This window comes from Falsihalocynthiibacter sp. BN13B15 (assembly GCF_041205415.1).
Classification (GTDB): domain Bacteria; phylum Pseudomonadota; class Alphaproteobacteria; order Rhodobacterales; family Rhodobacteraceae; genus Falsihalocynthiibacter; species Falsihalocynthiibacter arcticus.
On the sequence record NZ_JBGFCE010000002.1, the window covers coordinates 122,761 to 141,709 of the forward strand.

The following is an 18,949-nucleotide window of genomic DNA, read 5'->3' on the forward strand; positions in this document are numbered from 1 at the left end:
GCTGTACCTCATATGCGCGTATTTTATAGTGAAGATCACAGGCTCCATTTTCCGCAAGCGGAACTGTCGGGTGGGCAGTTTGTCACGCCGTTTGAGCGACCGTCACGGCTTGAATACATCCTCAACCGTCTGAGGGAACGGCAGTTTTTAGATGTTGTTGCACCTGAAGCGGTGGATATGGCGCCGATTGCTGCTTTGTTGGATTCTGGCTATCTGACCTTCTTGGAAACGGCTTGGGATGAATGGAAAGCGGAAGGCATGGGTGGCGAGATTATTGCTGCGAACGTTCCTGCGCGTGGCATGCATATGGATCGCATTCCCGAAAATATCGACGGGAAAGTTGGGTACTATTGCCATGCTTCGGAAACCGCCATTACACAGGGGACGTGGAAAGCAGCCTTGTCGTCCGTGGCCTCCGCACAGGCCGCGCAACGTCATGTTGCGGCGGGGGCAAATGCCGCGTTTGCGCTTTGCCGCCCACCTGGGCACCATGCAACGGCCGACCAATACGGCGGTTTCTGTTTTATCAACAATGCGGCCGTTACGGCACAAATGTTTCGCGATTCAGGTGCGGGGCGGGTTGCCGTACTCGATATTGATTTTCACCACGGCAATGGTACGCAAGACATTTTTTACGAACGCGCAGACGTGTTATTCGCCTCGCTACATGGCGCGCCACAACAGACCTATCCCTATTTTATCGGCTATGCCGATGAAAAGGGGCGCGGCGAGGGCGAGGGATATAATTTCAACTACCCGATGCTATCTGGGACAGGCTATAGCCAATGGTCTGCGGCGCTTGATGAGGCGATTGCCAAGATCAGCGCATGGGGCGCGGAAGTACTTGTCGTGTCGCTGGGCGTGGATGCCTATAAGGATGACCCAATCAGCTTCTTTCGACTGGAGAGCGATGATTTCACCGATGCGGGCCGTCGCATTGGGCGGATGAAACTGCCTACCGTGTTTTGTATGGAGGGGGGGTATGCGGTTGAGATGGTCGGTTTGAATACAGTCAACGTACTCGAAGGATTTGCCGACGCTTGAAATCGCTTTTGCGTTTAGGGGGGGCGGGGCCCGAAACAGGCCCCGCCACATTTGCTTATTTGACCAGTTCGGTCCAAATAGCGGTATAAAGTTCAGTCGCGCTTTGTGGGCAGGTTGGCAGGAATTTCCCTGCGGAGACAAACTCTGCGGGCACAACGATTTCTGGTGCGGTTTTCATCTCTTCGGGCATGAACGGCGCAGACCCTGCGATCCCGTTGGCATAACGGGCAAAGGACGAGATCATTGCTGCGTTTTCGGGGATCATGACGAAATCGAGGAACTGATAGGCCTCGTCGACGTTTTTCGCATCCGCCAGCAAGCCAACCGAATCCATCCAAAGGGGGTAGCCTTCGACGGGGTATCCATAGGCCACGGTCGGGTTGTTCAGGCGCGCGCGCATTGTGGACCCGTTCCAGTTCACGGAAGCGGCGTAATCACCCGACGAAAGCTTGTCTGTGGTGCCATAATCCATCGACAACCATGACGGTTTTGCCGCCATCAATTTGTCACGAACCTTACGCAGCACGTCGAGATCTTCGGTGCAAGCTTCGCCGCCAACGTTAAAGATCGCAAGCGCCATAACGTCGCTCATTTCGGGAACCACGTTGACCTTGCCAATCAGTTCGGCAGGCGGGTCAAGGAAGATGTCAGAGGTGTTAATATCACCACTATAATCAGCCGTATTCACGGCAACAGCGGTGGTGCCCCAAAGCCATGGAACGGTGTGGGTCCGCCCCTCGTCCCAAGGTACATTTACCCATTCAGGCGCAACGTTGCCGATGTTGGAAAGGCGCGAGTGATCCAGCTCAGCCAATAGGCCCTTTGCAACAAAGATCGGAACGTAGTTGGCCGAAGGAACCACAAGGTCAAAACCAGAGCCGCCCGCTTCAACCTTGGCAAGGGCGGTCGTGTTGCTGTCATAATCGGTTATCGTAACGGTGATCCCTGTTTCAGCCGTGAATTTCTCGATCATTTCGGGGCTGGTATAGTTCCCCCAGTTGAAAAGGTTCAACTGGCCTTCGGCTTGCGCAGCAAGCGTGCCGCCGAGCAAAGCCGTGGTGGCGATAAGAAAAGATTTCATGTGATACTCCTTAAAATGGGAAGGCAGGGTCTAGCCCCGCTTCCGGGTGGCGAGAAAAAAGAGAGTTAGTACGAGCACACTGACCGCCAGCAAAGCGGTTGAGATCGCGTTGACTTCAGGTGTCAGCGCACGGCGCAATTGGCCCAGCATATAGGTGGGGAGCGTATCCTGTCCCGCTGATTTGACAAATTCTGTGATGATCACGTCGTCAAGGGAGATGATAAACGCGAGCATCGCCCCCGCGACCACACCGGGCATCAAAAGCGGGAGGGTCACATAGCGAAACGTCTGCCATGGTGAGGCATAAAGATCGGCAGCGGCGGTCTCCATTGCGGTGTCCATCCCCTCAAGTCGCGCCTTGATCGGCAAATAGGCAAAGGGCACACAGAAGGCCGAATGCGCGATGATAAGATAGCCGAGGCCCGTATAGCCCGTGGCGATTTTGATCGACGAGAAGAAGATCAGAAGCGCAACAGCCGTGACAATCTCGGGCACCATCAAAGGTTGGTTGATGACGATATAGATGAAGGTCTGGCCCTTGAATTTCCCCCGCCGAGTGGTGCCAAGAGCCGCCATCGTCGCCACGGTTGTCGCAATAACGGACGCCCAAATTGCGATCACAAAGGAGCGCATCGCAGCACCTTGCACCGCTTCGTTCTGGACTGCGATGGCGTACCATTTAAACGAAAACCCGCCCCATTGATTGACGGAATTGCCGCCATTGAACGAATAGAAAACCAGCGTGACGATTGGCGCATAGAGCAACACAAAAGACAGCAGCGCCAAGAAGGTAAAGCCGGGCAGCTTGGTCACGTCAAAAGATTTACGCTTACCCATGCGGGTCCTCCCGCGATGAAACGCGTGTAAAGATTAACAGCGAGCCGAGAACGACAACCAACAGAACCGTTGAAAGCGCAGCTCCGAGTGGCCAGTTTTGCCCTTGTCCGAATTGCAGCTCAATAAAGTTCCCGATCATCATGTTTTTACCACCACCCAAAACACGCGGCGTTACATAGGCACCGAGGCTTGGGATGAAAACAAGGATGCACCCCGCCACGATACCGGGGCGAATAATCGGCAAGATCACCCGTCGAAGAATTTGCAGACGCGAAGCATAGAGATCGTAACCCGCTTCAATCAGTCGAAAATCAAACCGGTCGATCGCTGCAAACAGCGGCAACACCATCAAAGGAAGATAGACATAGGCCATCCCGATTAGTACGGCGGTGTCGGTATACAAAATCTGGATAGGTTCAGAAATCAGCCCGTAGTGGATGAGAAATGTGTTCAAAAGACCCTGATTGCGGATCACTTCCATGATCGCGAAGGTGCGGATCAACAGGTTTGTCCAGAAGGGGATTGTGATCAGAAACAGCCAAAATGCGCGGTATTTTGGCGGTCGTGTCGCGATAAACCACGCGGTCGGCAGGCCGAGCGCAAAGGCGATCACGGCCGTCGATAGCGAGAGTTTTACCGAACGCCAGATGATGGAAAGGTTAGCATCGGCAAGGCTTACTGTGCCGTCAAAAATGTCCTTTTGAAACAGCACCCGAAACCAAGCATCCCCCGAGAAAACCCAGCGCACACCAGAGTAGTCGCCCTTTTCCAGAAACGAATAGGTCACGACAATCAGCAATGGCCCACTTGCTGCGACGAGCAGTAACAACAGCGCTGGCATAGACAAAAGCCAGCCATTGCTCCCCTTGCTGCGTCCTTTGCCAAGGGCGCTCATGCTTCTAAAACCTGCACCGTTTCGGCGTCGATATTGACCCCTACGGCATCGCCGATTTTTAGGGGTGCACCCGCGTTGCTTTGCACCCGCGCCACAAGGCGACCCTCATCGCTCAGCGCCAATGTGTAATGCGTGTCGGTTCCCAGATAGGTCGCGTCGACAACCTTGGCGGGAATGCCGGTAGCTGCGGCCCCAATCCCGATTTGCTCAGGCCGGATTGCGAGGGTTACCGCGCCAGTTTGTCCCGTCAACGCTACCGCAAGGATTTCCCCTGATCCAATCCGAACCCCACCGGCCTCAACATTGCCAGGGAGGAAGTTGGTCTCGCCGATGAAATCCGCGACAAAGCGGTTTACGGGACGGTTGTAGATATCATGCGGTGTGCCGACTTGTAGAAGTTGGCCCGCCGACATGACCGCGATCCGGTTCGACATCGTAAGCGCTTCCTCCTGATCGTGGGTCACAAATACGAAGGTGATCCCAGTCTCAGTCTGAAGGCGTTTTAACTCGCTTTGCATTTCTTTGCGCAGCTTAAGGTCAAGGGCCGAGAGCGGCTCGTCGAGCAAGAGCACCTCCGGTTCAGGAGCAAGCGCGCGCGCCAAAGCAACGCGCTGTTGCTGGCCTCCCGACAATTGTTGGGGCATCCGGTCGGCGAAGGCTTCAAGCTTGACCAAGGCCAATACCCGCGCGGTAGCCTTGGCCACCTCATCGCGCGACTTGCCCAACATTTTTAGTCCGAAACCCACGTTATCCGCGACAGAAAGATGCGGAAACAGCGCGTAGGATTGAAACACGGTATTCACGGGGCGCGCATTTGGCGGGGTGAAGGTGATGTCACGACCCGAAAGCAGGATGGCGCCAGACGTCGGCGTCTCAAACCCTGCGATGCAGCGCAATAACGTCGTTTTCCCGCAACCAGAGGGACCAAGTAGCGTGAAAAACTCGCCCTTTTCGATACTGATTGACACGTCGCCAAGGGCTGTTACCGCCGCAGAACCAGAGCCGTATATTTTCCCAACATTCCGTGCGACGACGGCAAATTCTTCATTCAAGATACAATCCCCCTAGGGTAAATGTGCGACGCGTTCTAAATTTAAACAAGGTTTTCCGCACCATACGGGTGGTTTGCGCAGGGCCCAAGGTTGCGCCTGCTCGCATTCCGCACAGAGCGCGATCAATGTGGCATCCTCGCCAAAGGGGGCCGCAAGGTGGATGCCGATTGGCAACCCCTCATCGTTCCAATGCAAAGGGACAGATGCCGCCGGTTGTCCGCTGGCGTTGAACGCGGCGCAAAACGGCGAATAGGAAAACACCCCCCCTTCGCCGATGCGATAGGCCTCATAGTCGTCGCGCTCATGGGTGAACCGTCCGACCTTTGCGGGGGGCTCGGCAAGGGTCGCCGACAACAGGATGTCGTAATCTGCAAATGCGGCTGTCATCTGTCGGCCATAGCTGTGGATATCCCCCACGGCCTTCAGATAATCAGCGCCGCTGATGTCTTGCGCGTAGCGGATGGCGCTTTTGGAGACCCCTTGCAAGTCTTTCTGACGTTCCCGCAAGCCCCGTGCCGAAAGGGCCGTGCCACAGGCCACGATTTTGGTCCAAGCCCGCATCATCCCGTTATGGTCGGCCTTGGGACATGCAGGCACCACGGTATGTCCAAGCGATTCCAAAAGTTTGGCCGCAGCCGTCACCGCCACCTTGCAGTCGGGATGGATTGCTGCGCCTGTAAATGTTGTGTCACAGATACCAATACGCAGGCGGCGCGGTGGACGTGCGATTGCTGCGGAATAGCTCATCTCCATCGCGGGCGCAGCATAGGGCGCCCCCGCGTCAGGGCCAGCACAGGCATCCATCATCGTGGCGTTGTCGCGCACGGAACGTGACAAAAATCCATCAATTGCCATGCCTGCCCAGCCTTCACCAGCAGCAGGTCCATCGGGAAACCGAGCGCGGGTTGCCTTGAAGCCAAACAGTCCGGAGCTTGAGGCCGGAATACGCACTGAGCCTCCCCCGTCAGACCCATGTGCCAAGGGGACGATGCCCGCAGCAACCGCCGCTCCAGCACCACCCGAAGATCCTCCCGAGGTGCGCGAAACATCCCACGGATTTCGAGTTGGGCCACCGTAAACGGCGGCTTCGGTGACGGGGCCAATGCCTCCCTCTGGTGACGTTGTTCGCCCAAAGGTCACAACCCCAGTGGCGCGCATGCGGCGATAGATTTCGGCGTCGTACGTATAGCGCGTATCGCTCAATGGGATTGACCCGTTGTGGGACGGGAAATCAACCGACTCTGCGCCCAAGTCTTTGATTAGAAACGGCACGCCTTTGAAGGGACCGTCAGGAAGCCCTTCGCGAATTGCGTGCCGCGCAACGTCTTCTTGCACGAGAACCACAGCATTCAGCGCCGGATTTACAGCCTTTACCCGCGCGAGAGCGTCGTCCAAAAGTTCACTTGGTGATGCCGCACCAGACGCGATTAATTGCGCCATGGAGGTTGCGTCGTCTGAGCTGTTTATTGTCATGGAAAAGGGGCTTTCAGCTGCGTGTAAAAAGTATTCTTTAGGAGGAAATCACCCCCTGTCAATGCCAAAACATTCAATCTGCATGGGCGTGATTATATTTAGGGCGGGTTGGGAATTGGGGCTATGTATTTAGGCTATCTTTTGATCTCAGGTCTCCACTTTCGTTAGGGAATTCTGAGGGTATACTTTACGCCTGCGGTGGGGATGAAAAGGCGATTTCGAATTTACCTACCGCCATCGTTAAGGCCACTTGGCCAATGGTCGAAAGTGGCCTGCATGCGCGTAGGGTTTGCTTGCAGAGAGGTGAAAAGTTCAAACGCCCGAACAGCCTGAAAAAGCGCCATCCCCGCACCAGAAAGAACACGACATCCTTTGGCGCGGGCCGCCGCGAGCAGTTCGGTTTCTAACGGAAAATAAACAACATCCGCGACCCAGTGATGCGCTTGAATGCATTCTGTTGGCAACGGCAGTCCGGGAAGTTTTTCCATCCCGACGGGGGAGGCGTTCACAATCCCGTTCGCAAGATGCGCGGCATCTGGAAGGTCAGTCACCGCGCAAGCTCGATCGGCTCCGAAACGGTGATTGAGTGCGTGTGCCAGCCGCTCTGCTGCATCGGTATTGGTGTCGCAGATCAGCAGTTGCCCGATGTTTTCCATGACCAATGCTTTCGCCACCGCGCTCCCTGCGCCGCCCGCACCAATGAGGAGGACTTTGTCGCGAATTGTGTTGGCCATGCCGCGACGAAAACTTTCGCCAAACCCCCACGAGTCTGTGTTGTGTCCGTGCCGTTCACCATCGCGAAAAACGATGGTGTTGGCAGCGCCAATTGCCCGCACACTTACGGACAAAACATCCAGATGAGGAAGGACGCTTTGTTTGTAAGGGAAGGTGACGTTTATCCCGTTAAAACCGGCCGCTTGGATTTTGTCGAGGACCTCATTCAGGGGTGGTTCGTCGGTGCGACCCGCAAAATCCAACAAACGGTAGTCAATATCTATACCCTGCGCTTGCCCCTCGTTTATGTGCATGCGGGGCGTGCGGGAGGATGAAACCCCATGTCCGAGCAAGCCCAGAAGCATTGCTCCCTCGGTCGCTTTCTTTTCGATATTTGGTATCCATTTGCTCACCGCAATTACGCCTCCTTTCAACCTGCGTACCCCATCATGCGGGGCAGGGTTAGGACCAAGCCCGGCCACAAAACCATGCAGAGTAAAGCCAGCAGAAGCACGCCCAAAAACGGCCAAACCTCGCTGATGATTTCCGAAAGGGGGATTTGAGTGACGGCGGTTATGACAAAAAGCAGGATGCCGTAGGGCGGGGTGATTAAACCGATCATGCAATTTACCACTGCGACCACGCCAAAATGCACGAGATCAATCCCCAACTCGCGGCAGGTCGGAATGAACAGCGGGATAATCACCAAGATGATTGTGGTGGCGTCGAGCAAACAGCCCAGCAGGAGCAACAAAAGGTTGACGCTTAGCAGGAACACGAGGGGGTCGACATCGAGGCCAACCAGATGTTGGGCGAGGACGCTCGGGATGTTTTCCGAGGCAACAACGTAGTTGAGAATAAGCGCGCCGCCGATCACCAGCCCCACGGCCGCAGACGAGCGCGCGCTTTCGACGAGGATAAGATAGAGCGCCCTAAAGCTTAGCGCCCGATAGAACAGGGCCGCCAGCAACAGCGCATAAAACGCGGCAACGGCTGCGGCTTCTGTTGGGGTCGTGACACCGCCATATATTCCATAAAGCAGGATGGCGGGCATCAATAACGCGGGGAACGCATTCGCCGTGCGGCGTGGCAATTCACGAAAAGGGACGGGTTCCTCCAAGGCAAATCCGCGCCGTTTGGAAAGCCACCAATTCATCGCCATCAATACACCGCCCATAAACAATCCGGGCACAATGCCACCTAGAAATAGGTAGCCAATGGATGTGTTTGAGACGAGCGCATAGAGGACCATCGGGATTGACGGTGGAATGATAGGCCCAATCGTGGCAGATGCGGCGGTGATTGCTGCTGCGTAGCCACGCGTATAATGGCCGCTTTTGGTCATCATTTCGATGATGATTTTGCCGATCCCCGCCGCATCTGCGATGGCCGATCCGGACATTCCCGAAAAGATCAGGGAGGCAACGACATTAACATGCCCCAAACCACCGCGAAAACGCCCAACAAGAGCCACACAGAAGCTTAGCAGTCGGTCGCTGATGGTGCCTGCATTCATGATGTTGGCCGCGACAATGAAAAGGGGGACCGCCAGCAAGATAAAACTTTGATAAAGCCCATCCATAAGCACTTTGCCCGCAATCCCAACGCCAGCACCGCTCGCGAAAAGGTAAACGAAAACCGCGAGGAGAATGGCATAGGCAATCGGAGCGCCGATGCCTGCCAAAACCATCAGCGTTGTGATGCACAGAAAGAATTCAAACGTCATGCGTCTTTTTGCTCCGTGTTGGAGTTTTCCGGTTCTTCAACACCAAACCTGATGGCGCGATATGCAGCCCAGCCATAACGGAGGGAGACAACAACAAGGAAGATTATGTAAATCGAATAGAGGTCGCGCATACGGACCCAATCGCCCAAAAGGCTACTGAGAGTGGCCGTTTTCTTGAGCCGCAGGATGTAGAATTTTGCCCATGTCGGCTCAATTGCGAGGAACAACCCCACACAGATTGCACAGCTGGTGATGATGATGAATTTTCGCCGCAAAGAGGGGCGCACGTAGTTTAGGAGGATATCAAAAACGACGTGATCGCGCGGACGAACTACAAATGCATTGCCCCAGAAGACAAGCCACACCCACAGCAGGAGGCAGAATTCGAGCGTCCAGCCAAAGTTGGACGGCTCAAAGATCGGATGAATATCAGGCAACCAGGCCAGCCGCGCCGAATACCGCACAGCGATCTGTAAAATGAACGTTAGAAACATGGTCGCCATCATGATTGCGGCAACAGCTTCGGCAAAACGTGTGAATTTAGACAGGATTTTAGTCATCGGAATGCGTTCAGATACATCGGGTGCCTATTCCTGTTTTTGTTTATATTTAGCGGCAGTAGGAGAGGCGCGATGCACGCCTCTCTCTTTGTTTGGAAACGTCAGAACCTAGTTTCCGAGTGCATTGATCTGTTCAAGCACGCCTTCTGGCCAAGATGCCGCGAACTCAGACCCAACATATTGCTGCTGAACATGGGTGCGGAAGGCTGCAAGATCAGGCTCATAGATTTCTAGGCCTTTTTCTTCGAGGAAAGACACAAGATCAACTTCTTTTTGCAATTGGTTCTCGCGACCACTCGACGCTGCGGCATCCGCAGCGGCTTGCACGGTGACTTGTTGCTCTGGCGTTAATGCGTCCCATGTCGCCTTGGAAAGCGCGATGTAGTTCAAATCAACCAAGTGAGATGTTAGAACAATCTGGTTTGTTACCTCATAAAACTTGGCATCGACCACGGTAGGAAGGGGGTTGTCTTGACCGTCAACCGAGCCTGTTTGCAGGGCGGTATAAACTTCGGTGAAGGACATTGGAGTGGGGTTTGCACCCAGAGCTTTGCCAAGGAACTGCCATGCATCCGTGCCTGGCATCCGCAGATTGATACCCGCAAGATCGGCAGGCGTCATAACCGTCAACTCGTCTTTTGTCTGTCTTAGGTTCACGTGCCGACGTCCAAGATACATGACGGCTAGCAATTTTACGCCCAGCTCTTCTTCAACTTTAGCCTTGAACGGATCCATCAGTGGATCGCTGAACACGCGCACTTGGTGCTCGGCGTCTTGATGGACATACCCGGTGGCAAAAATCGAAAACTCAGGAAAGAATTGCGCCAACTCTTGTGCCGATGCAATCGACATTTCCAGATCACCAGAGGCAATCGCTTCCAACTCTGAACCCTGCGCAATCAAGGACGCGTTGTAGTGCGGCTCGTAAGTTGCGAACTCTGCGATCGCAGGCGCAAAAACTTCGGCAAGGGCAACTGACCTCTGATCGGTATCAGACGCAGGCGAGGACATCCGCAAAGTAATTGTGTCGGCAGCAAAGGTGGGGCCTGCAATTGCGGCCATTGTAATCGCAATAACTGCGCGGCGGGTAAAGTTCATCATTTTTGGTCTCCTCCAAAATTAGTGACGCGGCGCATGTCCGCGATTCGATCCCCAACCCTTTGGGTGGGGAATTTGGCCAAGGGGTTTAAACTGACTTTGTTAAACTTAGCTTGGTTTCAGTTTTAATGCTAAAAAGTGTTTTCCTCCAAACACTTAATTCAATCTCGCAACGCAAACCCTTCGGGTGTCTTGTTGCGACTACTCCCTTTCCCCCCTCCGGTCGTAACGCGATTTCATCCAAACTGTGGCAACTCAACCGTTCGGTGTCAAGGTAACATGTTACGCGGCGTTTAACTTTTTGCACTGGATGGAAACCGTGGGGCAGGAGGTAAGCCTTATGCCCGTAACTATTCACTGAGAGATGGGGACGTATGGTGCGCGTTTCTTCAACGAGCCTCCTATTTCATTTCGAGGTTTTAGCTCGGCGGCAAATGCACGTTGACATCCGCAAATAAAGCAAATTAACATGTTAGTCGAAAACAGGAGAGAAACGCATGAAAAAAACTAGGATCTTTGGCCTTTCGGCAGCATTGGTAACGCCATTCGGGCCAACGGGCGATCCTGATTTGACCCGTGTGGTCAGTCACGCAAAATTCGTCATCTCCGGCGGGTGTGACAGCGTTACTCTCTTCGGTACGACGGGCGAGGGATTTGGCCTTAGTTCGCACGAGCGGCGGGATATTTTAAAAGCGGTTTCAGGCGCTCTATCCAAAGAAACACCGATTGGCGTGGGCATTCTGACCTGCGATATCGCGACCGCAGCCGAACAAGCGCTTTCTGCCTATGCAGGCGGTGCGTCGCGGTTGTTGATGGCGCCGCCGTTTTTCATGAAGAACATGGGGGATGATGGACTTTTTGCGTGGTACAGCGCCGTTTTCGATCGGATCGGCGATGCCCTTAAAAACGTAATTCTTTATCACATCCCAAGCCAAACAGCGGTGCCGATTTCCGTTGAGTTGGTTTCTAGATTGCGCGCCGCATATCCCGGTGTGATCACAGGCATTAAGGATAGTTCCGGCGATTGGGACACCACCCAAAAATACCTTGCGGCACATGGCGATATATCCATCTTGGTGGGCGACGAACGCCAATTGCCAAAAGCCATGGCAAATGGCGCAGAAGGCTCGATTTGCGGGGTTTCGAATTTCCTTCCCGGACTTTTGCGAAAAATTATCCATGAGGGGGCTGATGCGCGGCTTTTGTCCGGAATCGTTGATATGGTGGTTGCGGGCCCTGTAACGCCTTCGGTCAAAGTTCTGACGGCGCATGTCTCCGGTGACCCTGATTTCATCCGCGTCCGGCCGCCCCTGTCGCAATTGCCCGAAGCGGCCCAGAAGGCGCTCATCCAAGGGTATGAAGCGGCCATGGCAAAGGGATGACGCGCCGCTCGCTTACCATAAACGCTCTCCATGCTAATCAGGTTTTCGCTAGACGTGCGGCCACATGAACTAAAGTGCTTGTGGAAAAACCTTGATGGGTGGGGGCGCCTTCTTTTGCGGGCGATGATTGGGCCTCCCGCGTGCGTCATTTTAAAACGCTGGTTTCGAATGGGGACGCCGAAGGTCACTTGAGGGGAAAATTGGCTTTCCGACGGATGATCCGTGTGACATGTTAATCTGAAGTTAGGTCGCAAGGGCGTCAAAAGTCACTTAATCGTTCTTACTGGAGGTGCCAAATGAAAACTTCGAAACCGATCCCAAAGCCCGACGAAGGTAAAACCAACAGTTTGCGCGAGCAAGCCTATGGCAGTTTCACAGAGCATCTTTTGGCGCGCTCCCTTCGGCCGGGTCAATTTGTATCACAACGAGAGTTAGTCGAGTTGACGGGGCTTGGTCTTGGTGCCATTCGCGAATTGGTCCCGAGGCTTGAATCTGAAGGATTGATCAAGACTGTTCCCAAACGCGGGATGCAGATAGCGCACGTCGATCTCAACCTGATCCGCGATGCGTTCGAGTTTAGGCTTTTCATCGAGGTAGAAGCCGCATCCCTATTCACTCAAAATGCATCGAATAGCGATGTCGCGCGTCTTTATGAGGAACATGTTGCAATTGTTCAGGAATGTGAGGACGCCGCGGCTACAGGAGGCATTCAACCCGTACTCGTTGCGCGGGCGCAATCCATTGATTGGGGCTTCCACGCGACGATTGTTGATGCGCTTGGCAATCGGATAATCAACGACGCTTATCGCGTGAATATGATTAAAATCCGATTGATTAAGCAAGAACAGACGCAATTAAACCTCGCGGTGATTGTTCCGACAATGCTTGAACACATCAAAATCATTGAGGCTTTCAAGGTTCGCGACGCTGCCAAAGCCAGTCAAGCCATGCGGGAACACATCACAAGTGCGAGAAATCGCGCCTTGGAACAACGCTAATTGTTAGTTCAGACGAAAAGTTTGCGAGGGGCAAGGTGGTTTCTGTTCATTCTGACTTAAAACCCTGTCCCCTTCGATCCAAATGAAATCAGCAGGCGTTTAAGTAAGTTGCAATTGGCCATTCATCTTTTCGCAACATCGTTTTCTTGATCCAGCCTGCAGCTTCGCCGAAACGTGCGCGGCACCAAATTCCGTCAGAGGCTGTTGTGCAATAGTTGACCTTTAAGCAGGTGCCTTTTGGTAGCGTCCCTACCGAGAGTGAATTTCCTCGGGGTTGTTCGCGGACGTTTAGGTTCACAAGCAATTCAACCGAGGAAATAACACCGCCGCCCTCTGTGAAAACGGGCAGGGCCAATTCCTCTTTTGTTGCGCATTCAGCCGTGTAGCCTTTGTAAATACACCGGTGTTCGCGAAGGGCTTGGCTGAACTTGGCGTTCTCTGGGGCGCCATTCGCACGCTCTAAAATAACGCTGCGAAATGTGTCCCCGACGTCGCCAGTCACGCGGTTTTGGTTGCCTCCAAGACGGGCAATCAAAGCGTCATTCTCAGCATAGAGGGCAAGTTGGTTGTCTTCGATATCCCATGCTTTGACACTGTCAAAAGGGGCCACACAATTTTCGGAGGTACCGGAGGGGCGCAATTGAGATTCTTCAACCACGCCACGCAGTTCAATCACATTCGTAAGCTCAAAGGAACACGGAGCGGGGCTGGTTGAAAACGACGTGTCAAATATCAGCCATTGACCAGAAAAAGCCTCTAAAAACATCTCTTTAGATTGTGCTGTTGCCTGTATCGAAAAACAAAGAACAAGTGAATTTATAAGCCCAATTAGACATAATTTCGATTTCATTTTCTTACCCAATTTAATGTTTTCCTGGTTCTATATCTGAAGTCGCGCGCGCGATCTCCAATCCTTCGGACCTAAGAATAAGGACCACTTTCAATGTGGTGGTGTCATTTAGGTTAATGCCGCTTGAGCCAACGGTGTCGATGCTGCCAGAGCGGACCTGAAATTCACCAGACTGCCGCAGGTTCGCGGTGCCCGATGCGTCTCCCTTGGAAACGATCATTTCCGCTTCGACAACGCCTTCGGACAAGCCAAGTACGCTGCCCGTTATGACAACTTTGGACTCTTGAGGGACGACAGAAAGTTCAGCGATCGCAATATCGCCACTTGCAGGCGCACTTAGAAGCATAACGGCCAATACAACTGCAGAAAATCTGCGCATATTTGACGCTATCTACTTAGGGTGGTTTGCGTAATCACAACGGTGCCCGCATTGGAAAATACCGTTGGGGAACCTGTTGCCGTCATGTTGTTTCCAACCTGATTGAACGTTACATTTGTGGCACTGCCGGACACCGAGAGACCATAAGTATTGTCGTTACCGACTTGGTTCAACGTACCGGAATTACTGGTGCCGCTCACCAAAACACTACCGTTGTTTCTATCGCCGGTTTGGGAAAGCGAGCCTATATTTCCGCGTCCCGTCACCTCAATATTTCCGAGGTTTCCGCTGCCAAGTTGCTCAAGTGCCACCACGGCCAGTTCGCCGCCAAATATCGTCGCAGCGTTTCCGCTCAGGCTTGGCGCCAAGCTGTTATCTTGGTTGAGGAGAACAGTTGCCCTCTCGTTCTCAACAGTAATGTTCGCGCTGTTTCCACCCCCTAGTTGAAGGGCTGGCATAAATCCATTCAAGCTACCTGCGACGCTAGAATTCGTGGCGAGAGACTGATCAATCTGCAAGGTATTTCCCAGCAAACTGTCCTGAGTGTCCTGAACCAAATACAAGTAGTTGCCATCGCCAGCCATTACCGGGGCACCCGCAAGGGCGCCAATGACAGAAGTTGCAACGCAAAGAGCGGAAATTTTGAAATTTTTAATGATTCTATCCATAATATAAGGACGTTACCACGAACCTTGAAAAATCGACAACGAATTTCGGCTACCTTGTTGCGAGAAAACAGCTTGGTTCTGCTGCCCGCTTTGGACGACGGTAAAGGCGTTGGATGTGCCTGAAGAATATCCGCGTATCGAATTGTCGTTTCCATTTTGAACGACCGAAAAGAGTGTATTCGTCCCCAAAACATCTATGTCCATGGTGTTGCGGTCCCCACTTTGAAGGATGTTTCCAGGTTTCAGTGAGGGGAGCAACAATGGGTTTGAGTCCCAAGTGCGCCCTAGACCGCCGTTTTCGCTCCCCGTTACTGTTAAGGAGAGAGTGTTTCCCGACGTACTTTCGATATGTAGAAAGTTGTCGAGGCCCGTGATCAAGACTGTATCCCGCCCCTCTGGCGCGGAATTCCCAACCCCTGCTGCCAATAAACTCATCACAAATGCTAGTATAAGATACCGAGATACCCCAAAAATATTGCACGACATAGCTTCACCCCTTGCCAGCCGGACGCTTTCGCCCGTTTCGTGTTCGCTGGCAGTTGGCGCTTATATTGTGGCAGAAATTTGATGCAGGTGAGGCGGTTTAATGTGTTGTTTAGATTTAGCCGAGAACCTCGTCGTCAACCGGCGGGGTCGGCAATCTGACAGCCCCAGTTTCCGGTGTAAGTTCACGCACAACCGAGGCAGGCGCGACGTCCTTCTTTTTCGGAACCGTTTGCGTTATCGACGCTGGGTTGCGCGTTTGAGGGGCCTTAGCCAATCGGGCGTAAGCGGAGTATGCGCCGAGTTTTTCGCTCTTATTTTTTGCAATCAATCGCGATTGAGTTGCTTTATCAGAGAAAGACCAAATCCCTTTCTCCGCGCCCTCAATAATCATGCTGTAAACGGCTTTCTCTATCGCCTGTTGCAAGGCAATCAAGCGCGGTTCATTCGCACTCATACCCGCTTCAACTTCGAGTAATTCATCAAGTTCGATATAAGAAAAGATACTCCCTTGGATCAAGGAAGACCCAATCGATTTTTGCGCCATCGTGTTGGTCAAAACCTCACCAGTGGAGGTCGAAACAGCGCGCAAGCTTACAGTGACCGTATCGGTCCGCCACTCAGAATTTGCGCCGACTCCGAGCAAACGAGCGCCCGCACCCCCGGTTTGTGTGTTGCTGTCATAGCCTACGATCCCGCCCTGCAGGATGATACCCGCGTGGAGGAGGGGGCCAAGTGCCGCTGGATTAACTTCGTCTTCGCCGCGATATTGACGGCGCATTTCTGTCAAAATCTGACGCTCTCTCACAAGATCGGGAAGGCTGGCGCGATCCAAAACCGAGAACCAGCGCCCTTCACCAGCATCTTGTAATGCTTTTATCAGAACTGCCGACCCACCTTGGGAAACGGCGCGTGACAACGACTGAACCAGTTCGCGCTCTTCATATTGACCCGTCAAGTCGGGGAAATCGTACACAGCAACATTCATCCGCTGTATCGGTGATGGCAGGGTGCGCAGCGCCATACTCTGCTGCGTCGGGGCAACGAGTGTTGGTTGAGCTTCCCCGAAGAACGGTGAGGGGGCTGGTGTGCATCCCGCAAGTGCCGTTGCACCTGCGATTGCGGCTAGTTTTGTCATGGCCCGAAGGCCGCTTGGTAAAGAAAAACTATCAAAATTCATTAAACAAGTCCCTGCTCGATTATTTGTCCCAACTTTAAATGCGGTTGAGTTTTTGTTTAAGAGTCCGTCAAAAGCTGGGGCACAATAATCTCGGTAACGGTGCCATCTAATGAATCTGTAATGAGTAGTCGAATAGTCTCGGGCGTGCGTTCGTAGGTAACTTGGGTCGAGCCGAAGGTAATAGAACCACCTTCAGACCCCGTGTCGCCAAAAATGGCCTCTGTCACTTGCCCTGCAAGAGCGGAGAGCAGGCGACCTTCAAGCTGTCTTACAAAGAGATCTGCCTGAGAGCTTGACGTGTCAGTTTCCGTCCCGGAGGTGCCAGAATTCTGGTTTGCGTTCCGAGCCGTTGCATCCCGCTGGGCGGTTGCTGTTGCAATAAGGTGAGAGGAGTTTAGGGGGGAACCGCCAAAGGAGGGATTTACAGGTTGATATGTAATTTCCGACCCTATCGCTGGGGACGCTGTGACAAACATCGCAGCGACAACAAAACTTATACTTTTCATATTCACAAACCCTAAATACTAAAACGCGCCCAAATTGATCTCTCAATAGCAGCGAGATCAGTGGAAAGTCATATACACCGACTTATTAGGCCATCAATGCAATTTTGCGGCAACGTGTTGCTAGGTTAACGATTCCAATACGGGCAAATGAGGTTGGATTTGTTGTCAATATGATACGATTTAGGCGAAAATATGCCCAAAAATAGTTCACCTTTTGCAAGTTTTGGAAGGGAGTTACTGCCCGAAAGCTCTTTTCTAGGCCCTCAGTTTAAATGAAATTCGGTACGAATCGCTAAAATTACATGTTTTGTTTGCGCAATAAGTTTTTGTTATTGTATCGATTTTTTGCCTAATGGTGGCTCGCTGCTAAAACCGTCCACCACCTAAGGTTGTAATTTTCCTGATTTGTTTTGAAATGAGGCTAAAATTGGGCATGGGAAGAAATTTATCTTGTTTTTGACACTTTTCTGTCTCAACTTCGGACTTATTCGAAAACTCGGCAGAAATTTGGAGGCCGTACCATTTCACAGCCGTCTGGCTGATTTCGAAAGAGAGATATGCAATGGCGAACCCTGCTGTTGCTGCAAAGGCTTCGCGAGAAACGGAGTGATGCATGGTGCTGCTGCTTACAGGTTGCGCCTGAAATAGATCAGTATGTGTAATAAATTAACTATGACAGGAAATAAAATGAACGTTATTAAAATCTCACTTTTTGCAACCACAGCACTAAGTCTCTCGTTTGGTGTGGCTTTTGCCGATGAAAACGAAGCATTTTTAGAACAGCTTTCCCAAGGCTCGACTTTTAACAACTCTGCGCTGGTTGACCAAAGCGGCGGATTGCGGAACAAGGCTGGTTCAGCAGGCGATAAAATGAAGCAACAATCGCTGCATCTCTATGTGTCCGGCAACAGCCTGAACATTGATCAAAGCGGTAACGACAACGAAATTGGCTTGACTGGCTCTGGTGTGAACCAACTGGCACAAAAAGCAAACGGCAACGCTGCTACAATCGAGCAGAGCTCAGACAGAAACTCGGTTGGTTCAATTCAGCAAGCTACACGCTACGGTGGCGGATATACTTCTGGGAACACACTGACAATCGAGCAATCCGGCGGTGACGACAACTCGATCGGTAGTGTTGTACAAGAACGCAACGGTGGCTCCAACGGAAGCGTTGCGACGCTTACTATGACCGGCTCACGCAACAACATCGACAAGGCCACTCAAGGCACCACCTTTTTAGGCGGAAATGGCAACACAATGACGGCCGAAATTTCGGGTGACGACAACGGCAAGGGAACCTTGTCGGGTTTCGCGGCACTCAGTGGCGCAAACACTAGCGTGCTGGACCAAGGTGGTCGGTATTCTTTTGTGTCACAAGGCAACAACAGCATGAACCTGTTGATTACAGGTAATGAAAACCAATTTGGTGTCACCCAAGCGGGCAACGGCAATGGCGTTGGTACGCTTACTATTAATGGCGACCGCAACGAATTGGGAGTAGTTCAAGGCGGCTGGACCAATGTTGTGACTGTGGCGGCAATTGACGGGTACGACAACAATATTGGTGTCCTACAACTGGGCATTTCCAATACCGCATCGGTCACGGCTCTCAAAGACGGTAACGCCTTTGGGGTTGGCCAGTTCGGCAATTCAAACGATGCGACCGTGTTTGTCGACGGCAACGGCAATGGATCAACAACCAGCACGCCTGTTCTTGCGGGTGACGCACTTGCAGCAGCAGGTTTGACACCCTTCTTCATCGAAGGCGCTGTGATCCAGCTTGGTGACGATAACATCGTGAATGCTTCACTCACAGGCGACAACAACCTGTTCGGAATGGTGCAAGACGGCAATAGGAACAACATCTCCGCAACCGTGAACGGCAACAGCAACCAATCAGTCGTTGTCCAAATGGGCAGCGATAACTCAGCGACCTTTAGCCAATCTGGTAGCAACAACATCGCTGGCATTGTTCAGTAATTAAGACTGAAGGCGTCGCCACGGCTTCGCTTAAAAACAC

General features: G+C 52.7%; 20 protein-coding genes. 4 read left to right on the plus strand and 16 right to left on the minus strand.

Annotated elements, in window-relative coordinates; translation table 11 throughout:
• The first annotated feature begins 12 nt into the window (after positions 1-12).
• Positions 13-1,044, plus strand: coding sequence for a histone deacetylase family protein (locus AB9F26_RS03295; protein WP_369767267.1), 1,032 nt, complete (start codon positions 13-15; stop codon positions 1,042-1,044).
• Positions 1,045-1,099: 55 nt separating this feature from the next.
• On the opposite strand, the gene AB9F26_RS03300 is transcribed toward AB9F26_RS03295, so the two are convergent.
• The 9 genes from AB9F26_RS03300 to dctP form a co-directional block, all read right to left on the minus strand.
• The gene (locus AB9F26_RS03300; RefSeq protein WP_369767268.1) at positions 1,100-2,125 is read right to left on the minus strand and encodes an extracellular solute-binding protein; all 1,026 of its coding nucleotides are present in this window, start codon (positions 2,123-2,125) and stop codon (positions 1,100-1,102) included.
• A 30-nt stretch (positions 2,126-2,155) separates the two neighbouring features.
• Positions 2,156-2,962 carry an ABC transporter permease gene (locus AB9F26_RS03305; RefSeq protein ID WP_369767269.1) on the minus strand — a complete coding sequence of 269 codons (807 nt, stop codon included), beginning with the start codon at positions 2,960-2,962 and terminating at the stop codon, positions 2,156-2,158.
• Entirely contained in the window at positions 2,955-3,857 is a 903-nt protein-coding gene (locus AB9F26_RS03310) for an ABC transporter permease (protein ID WP_369767270.1), read from the minus strand. The genes AB9F26_RS03305 and AB9F26_RS03310 overlap by 8 nt, the downstream gene beginning before the upstream one ends.
• The gene (locus AB9F26_RS03315) at positions 3,854-4,909 is read right to left on the minus strand and encodes an ABC transporter ATP-binding protein (protein ID WP_369767271.1); all 1,056 of its coding nucleotides are present in this window, start codon (positions 4,907-4,909) and stop codon (positions 3,854-3,856) included. Before AB9F26_RS03315 ends, AB9F26_RS03310 begins: the two co-directional genes overlap by 4 nt.
• A 12-nt stretch (positions 4,910-4,921) precedes the next feature.
• Positions 4,922-6,382, minus strand: a complete 1,461-nt coding sequence (locus tag AB9F26_RS03320) for an amidase (RefSeq protein WP_369767272.1) — start codon at positions 6,380-6,382, stop codon at positions 4,922-4,924.
• 224 nt (positions 6,383-6,606) lie between these two features.
• Complete coding sequence (locus tag AB9F26_RS03325; protein WP_335583621.1) at positions 6,607-7,509, minus strand: shikimate dehydrogenase; 903 nt, start codon at positions 7,507-7,509, stop codon at positions 6,607-6,609.
• A 17-nt stretch (positions 7,510-7,526) separates the two neighbouring features.
• Positions 7,527-8,822 (minus strand): TRAP transporter large permease, encoded by a 1,296-nt coding sequence (locus AB9F26_RS03330; RefSeq protein ID WP_369767273.1) that lies wholly within the window; start codon positions 8,820-8,822, stop codon positions 7,527-7,529.
• Positions 8,819-9,382 (minus strand): TRAP transporter small permease, encoded by a 564-nt coding sequence (locus AB9F26_RS03335; RefSeq protein ID WP_039003853.1) that lies wholly within the window; start codon positions 9,380-9,382, stop codon positions 8,819-8,821. The genes AB9F26_RS03330 and AB9F26_RS03335 overlap by 4 nt, the downstream gene beginning before the upstream one ends.
• Positions 9,383-9,490: 108 nt before the next feature.
• A complete protein-coding gene (gene dctP, locus AB9F26_RS03340; RefSeq protein ID WP_369757448.1) occupies positions 9,491-10,483 on the minus strand; it encodes a TRAP transporter substrate-binding protein DctP in 993 nt (330 codons plus the stop codon).
• A 494-nt stretch (positions 10,484-10,977) separates the two neighbouring features.
• On the opposite strand from dctP, the gene AB9F26_RS03345 reads away from it, so the two are divergent.
• Both AB9F26_RS03345 and AB9F26_RS03350 read left to right on the plus strand, forming a co-directional pair.
• Positions 10,978-11,862, plus strand: a complete 885-nt coding sequence (locus AB9F26_RS03345; RefSeq protein WP_335583620.1) for a dihydrodipicolinate synthase family protein — start codon at positions 10,978-10,980, stop codon at positions 11,860-11,862.
• A 296-nt stretch (positions 11,863-12,158) separates the two neighbouring features.
• Positions 12,159-12,860, plus strand: coding sequence for a GntR family transcriptional regulator (locus AB9F26_RS03350; RefSeq protein ID WP_335583619.1), 702 nt, complete (start codon positions 12,159-12,161; stop codon positions 12,858-12,860).
• 88 nt (positions 12,861-12,948) lie between these two features.
• Here AB9F26_RS03350 and AB9F26_RS03355 read toward each other — a convergent pair whose 3' ends face one another.
• The 7 genes from AB9F26_RS03355 to AB9F26_RS03385 all read right to left on the minus strand — a co-directional run bounded on the left by AB9F26_RS03355 (position 12,949) and on the right by AB9F26_RS03385 (position 17,541).
• Positions 12,949-13,710, minus strand: a complete 762-nt coding sequence (locus AB9F26_RS03355; protein WP_369767274.1) for an SH3 domain-containing protein — start codon at positions 13,708-13,710, stop codon at positions 12,949-12,951.
• A gap of 13 nt (positions 13,711-13,723) precedes the next feature.
• The gene (gene csgH, locus AB9F26_RS03360) at positions 13,724-14,089 is read right to left on the minus strand and encodes a curli-like amyloid fiber formation chaperone CsgH (RefSeq protein ID WP_369767275.1); all 366 of its coding nucleotides are present in this window, start codon (positions 14,087-14,089) and stop codon (positions 13,724-13,726) included.
• An 8-nt stretch (positions 14,090-14,097) separates the two neighbouring features.
• A complete protein-coding gene (locus AB9F26_RS03365) occupies positions 14,098-14,673 on the minus strand; it encodes a hypothetical protein (protein WP_335583616.1) in 576 nt (191 codons plus the stop codon).
• A 96-nt stretch (positions 14,674-14,769) separates the two neighbouring features.
• Positions 14,770-15,192: a hypothetical protein gene (locus AB9F26_RS03370; protein WP_369767276.1), complete on the minus strand. Its 423-nt coding sequence runs from the start codon at positions 15,190-15,192 to the stop codon at positions 14,770-14,772.
• Between the two features lie 166 nt (positions 15,193-15,358).
• A complete protein-coding gene (locus tag AB9F26_RS03375; RefSeq protein ID WP_335583614.1) occupies positions 15,359-16,420 on the minus strand; it encodes a CsgG/HfaB family protein in 1,062 nt (353 codons plus the stop codon).
• A 56-nt stretch (positions 16,421-16,476) separates the two neighbouring features.
• Entirely contained in the window at positions 16,477-16,926 is a 450-nt protein-coding gene (locus tag AB9F26_RS03380; protein WP_335583613.1) for a curli assembly protein CsgF, read from the minus strand.
• Between the two features lie 366 nt (positions 16,927-17,292).
• Entirely contained in the window at positions 17,293-17,541 is a 249-nt protein-coding gene (locus AB9F26_RS03385) for a hypothetical protein (RefSeq protein ID WP_335583612.1), read from the minus strand.
• Positions 17,542-17,613: 72 nt separating this feature from the next.
• Here AB9F26_RS03385 and AB9F26_RS03390 point away from each other — a divergent pair, with 72 nt between their 5' ends.
• On the plus strand, positions 17,614-18,909 hold the full coding sequence (locus tag AB9F26_RS03390; protein WP_335583611.1) for a hypothetical protein: 1,296 nt from the start codon (positions 17,614-17,616) through the stop codon (positions 18,907-18,909).
• Positions 18,910-18,949: the final 40 nt, after the last annotated feature.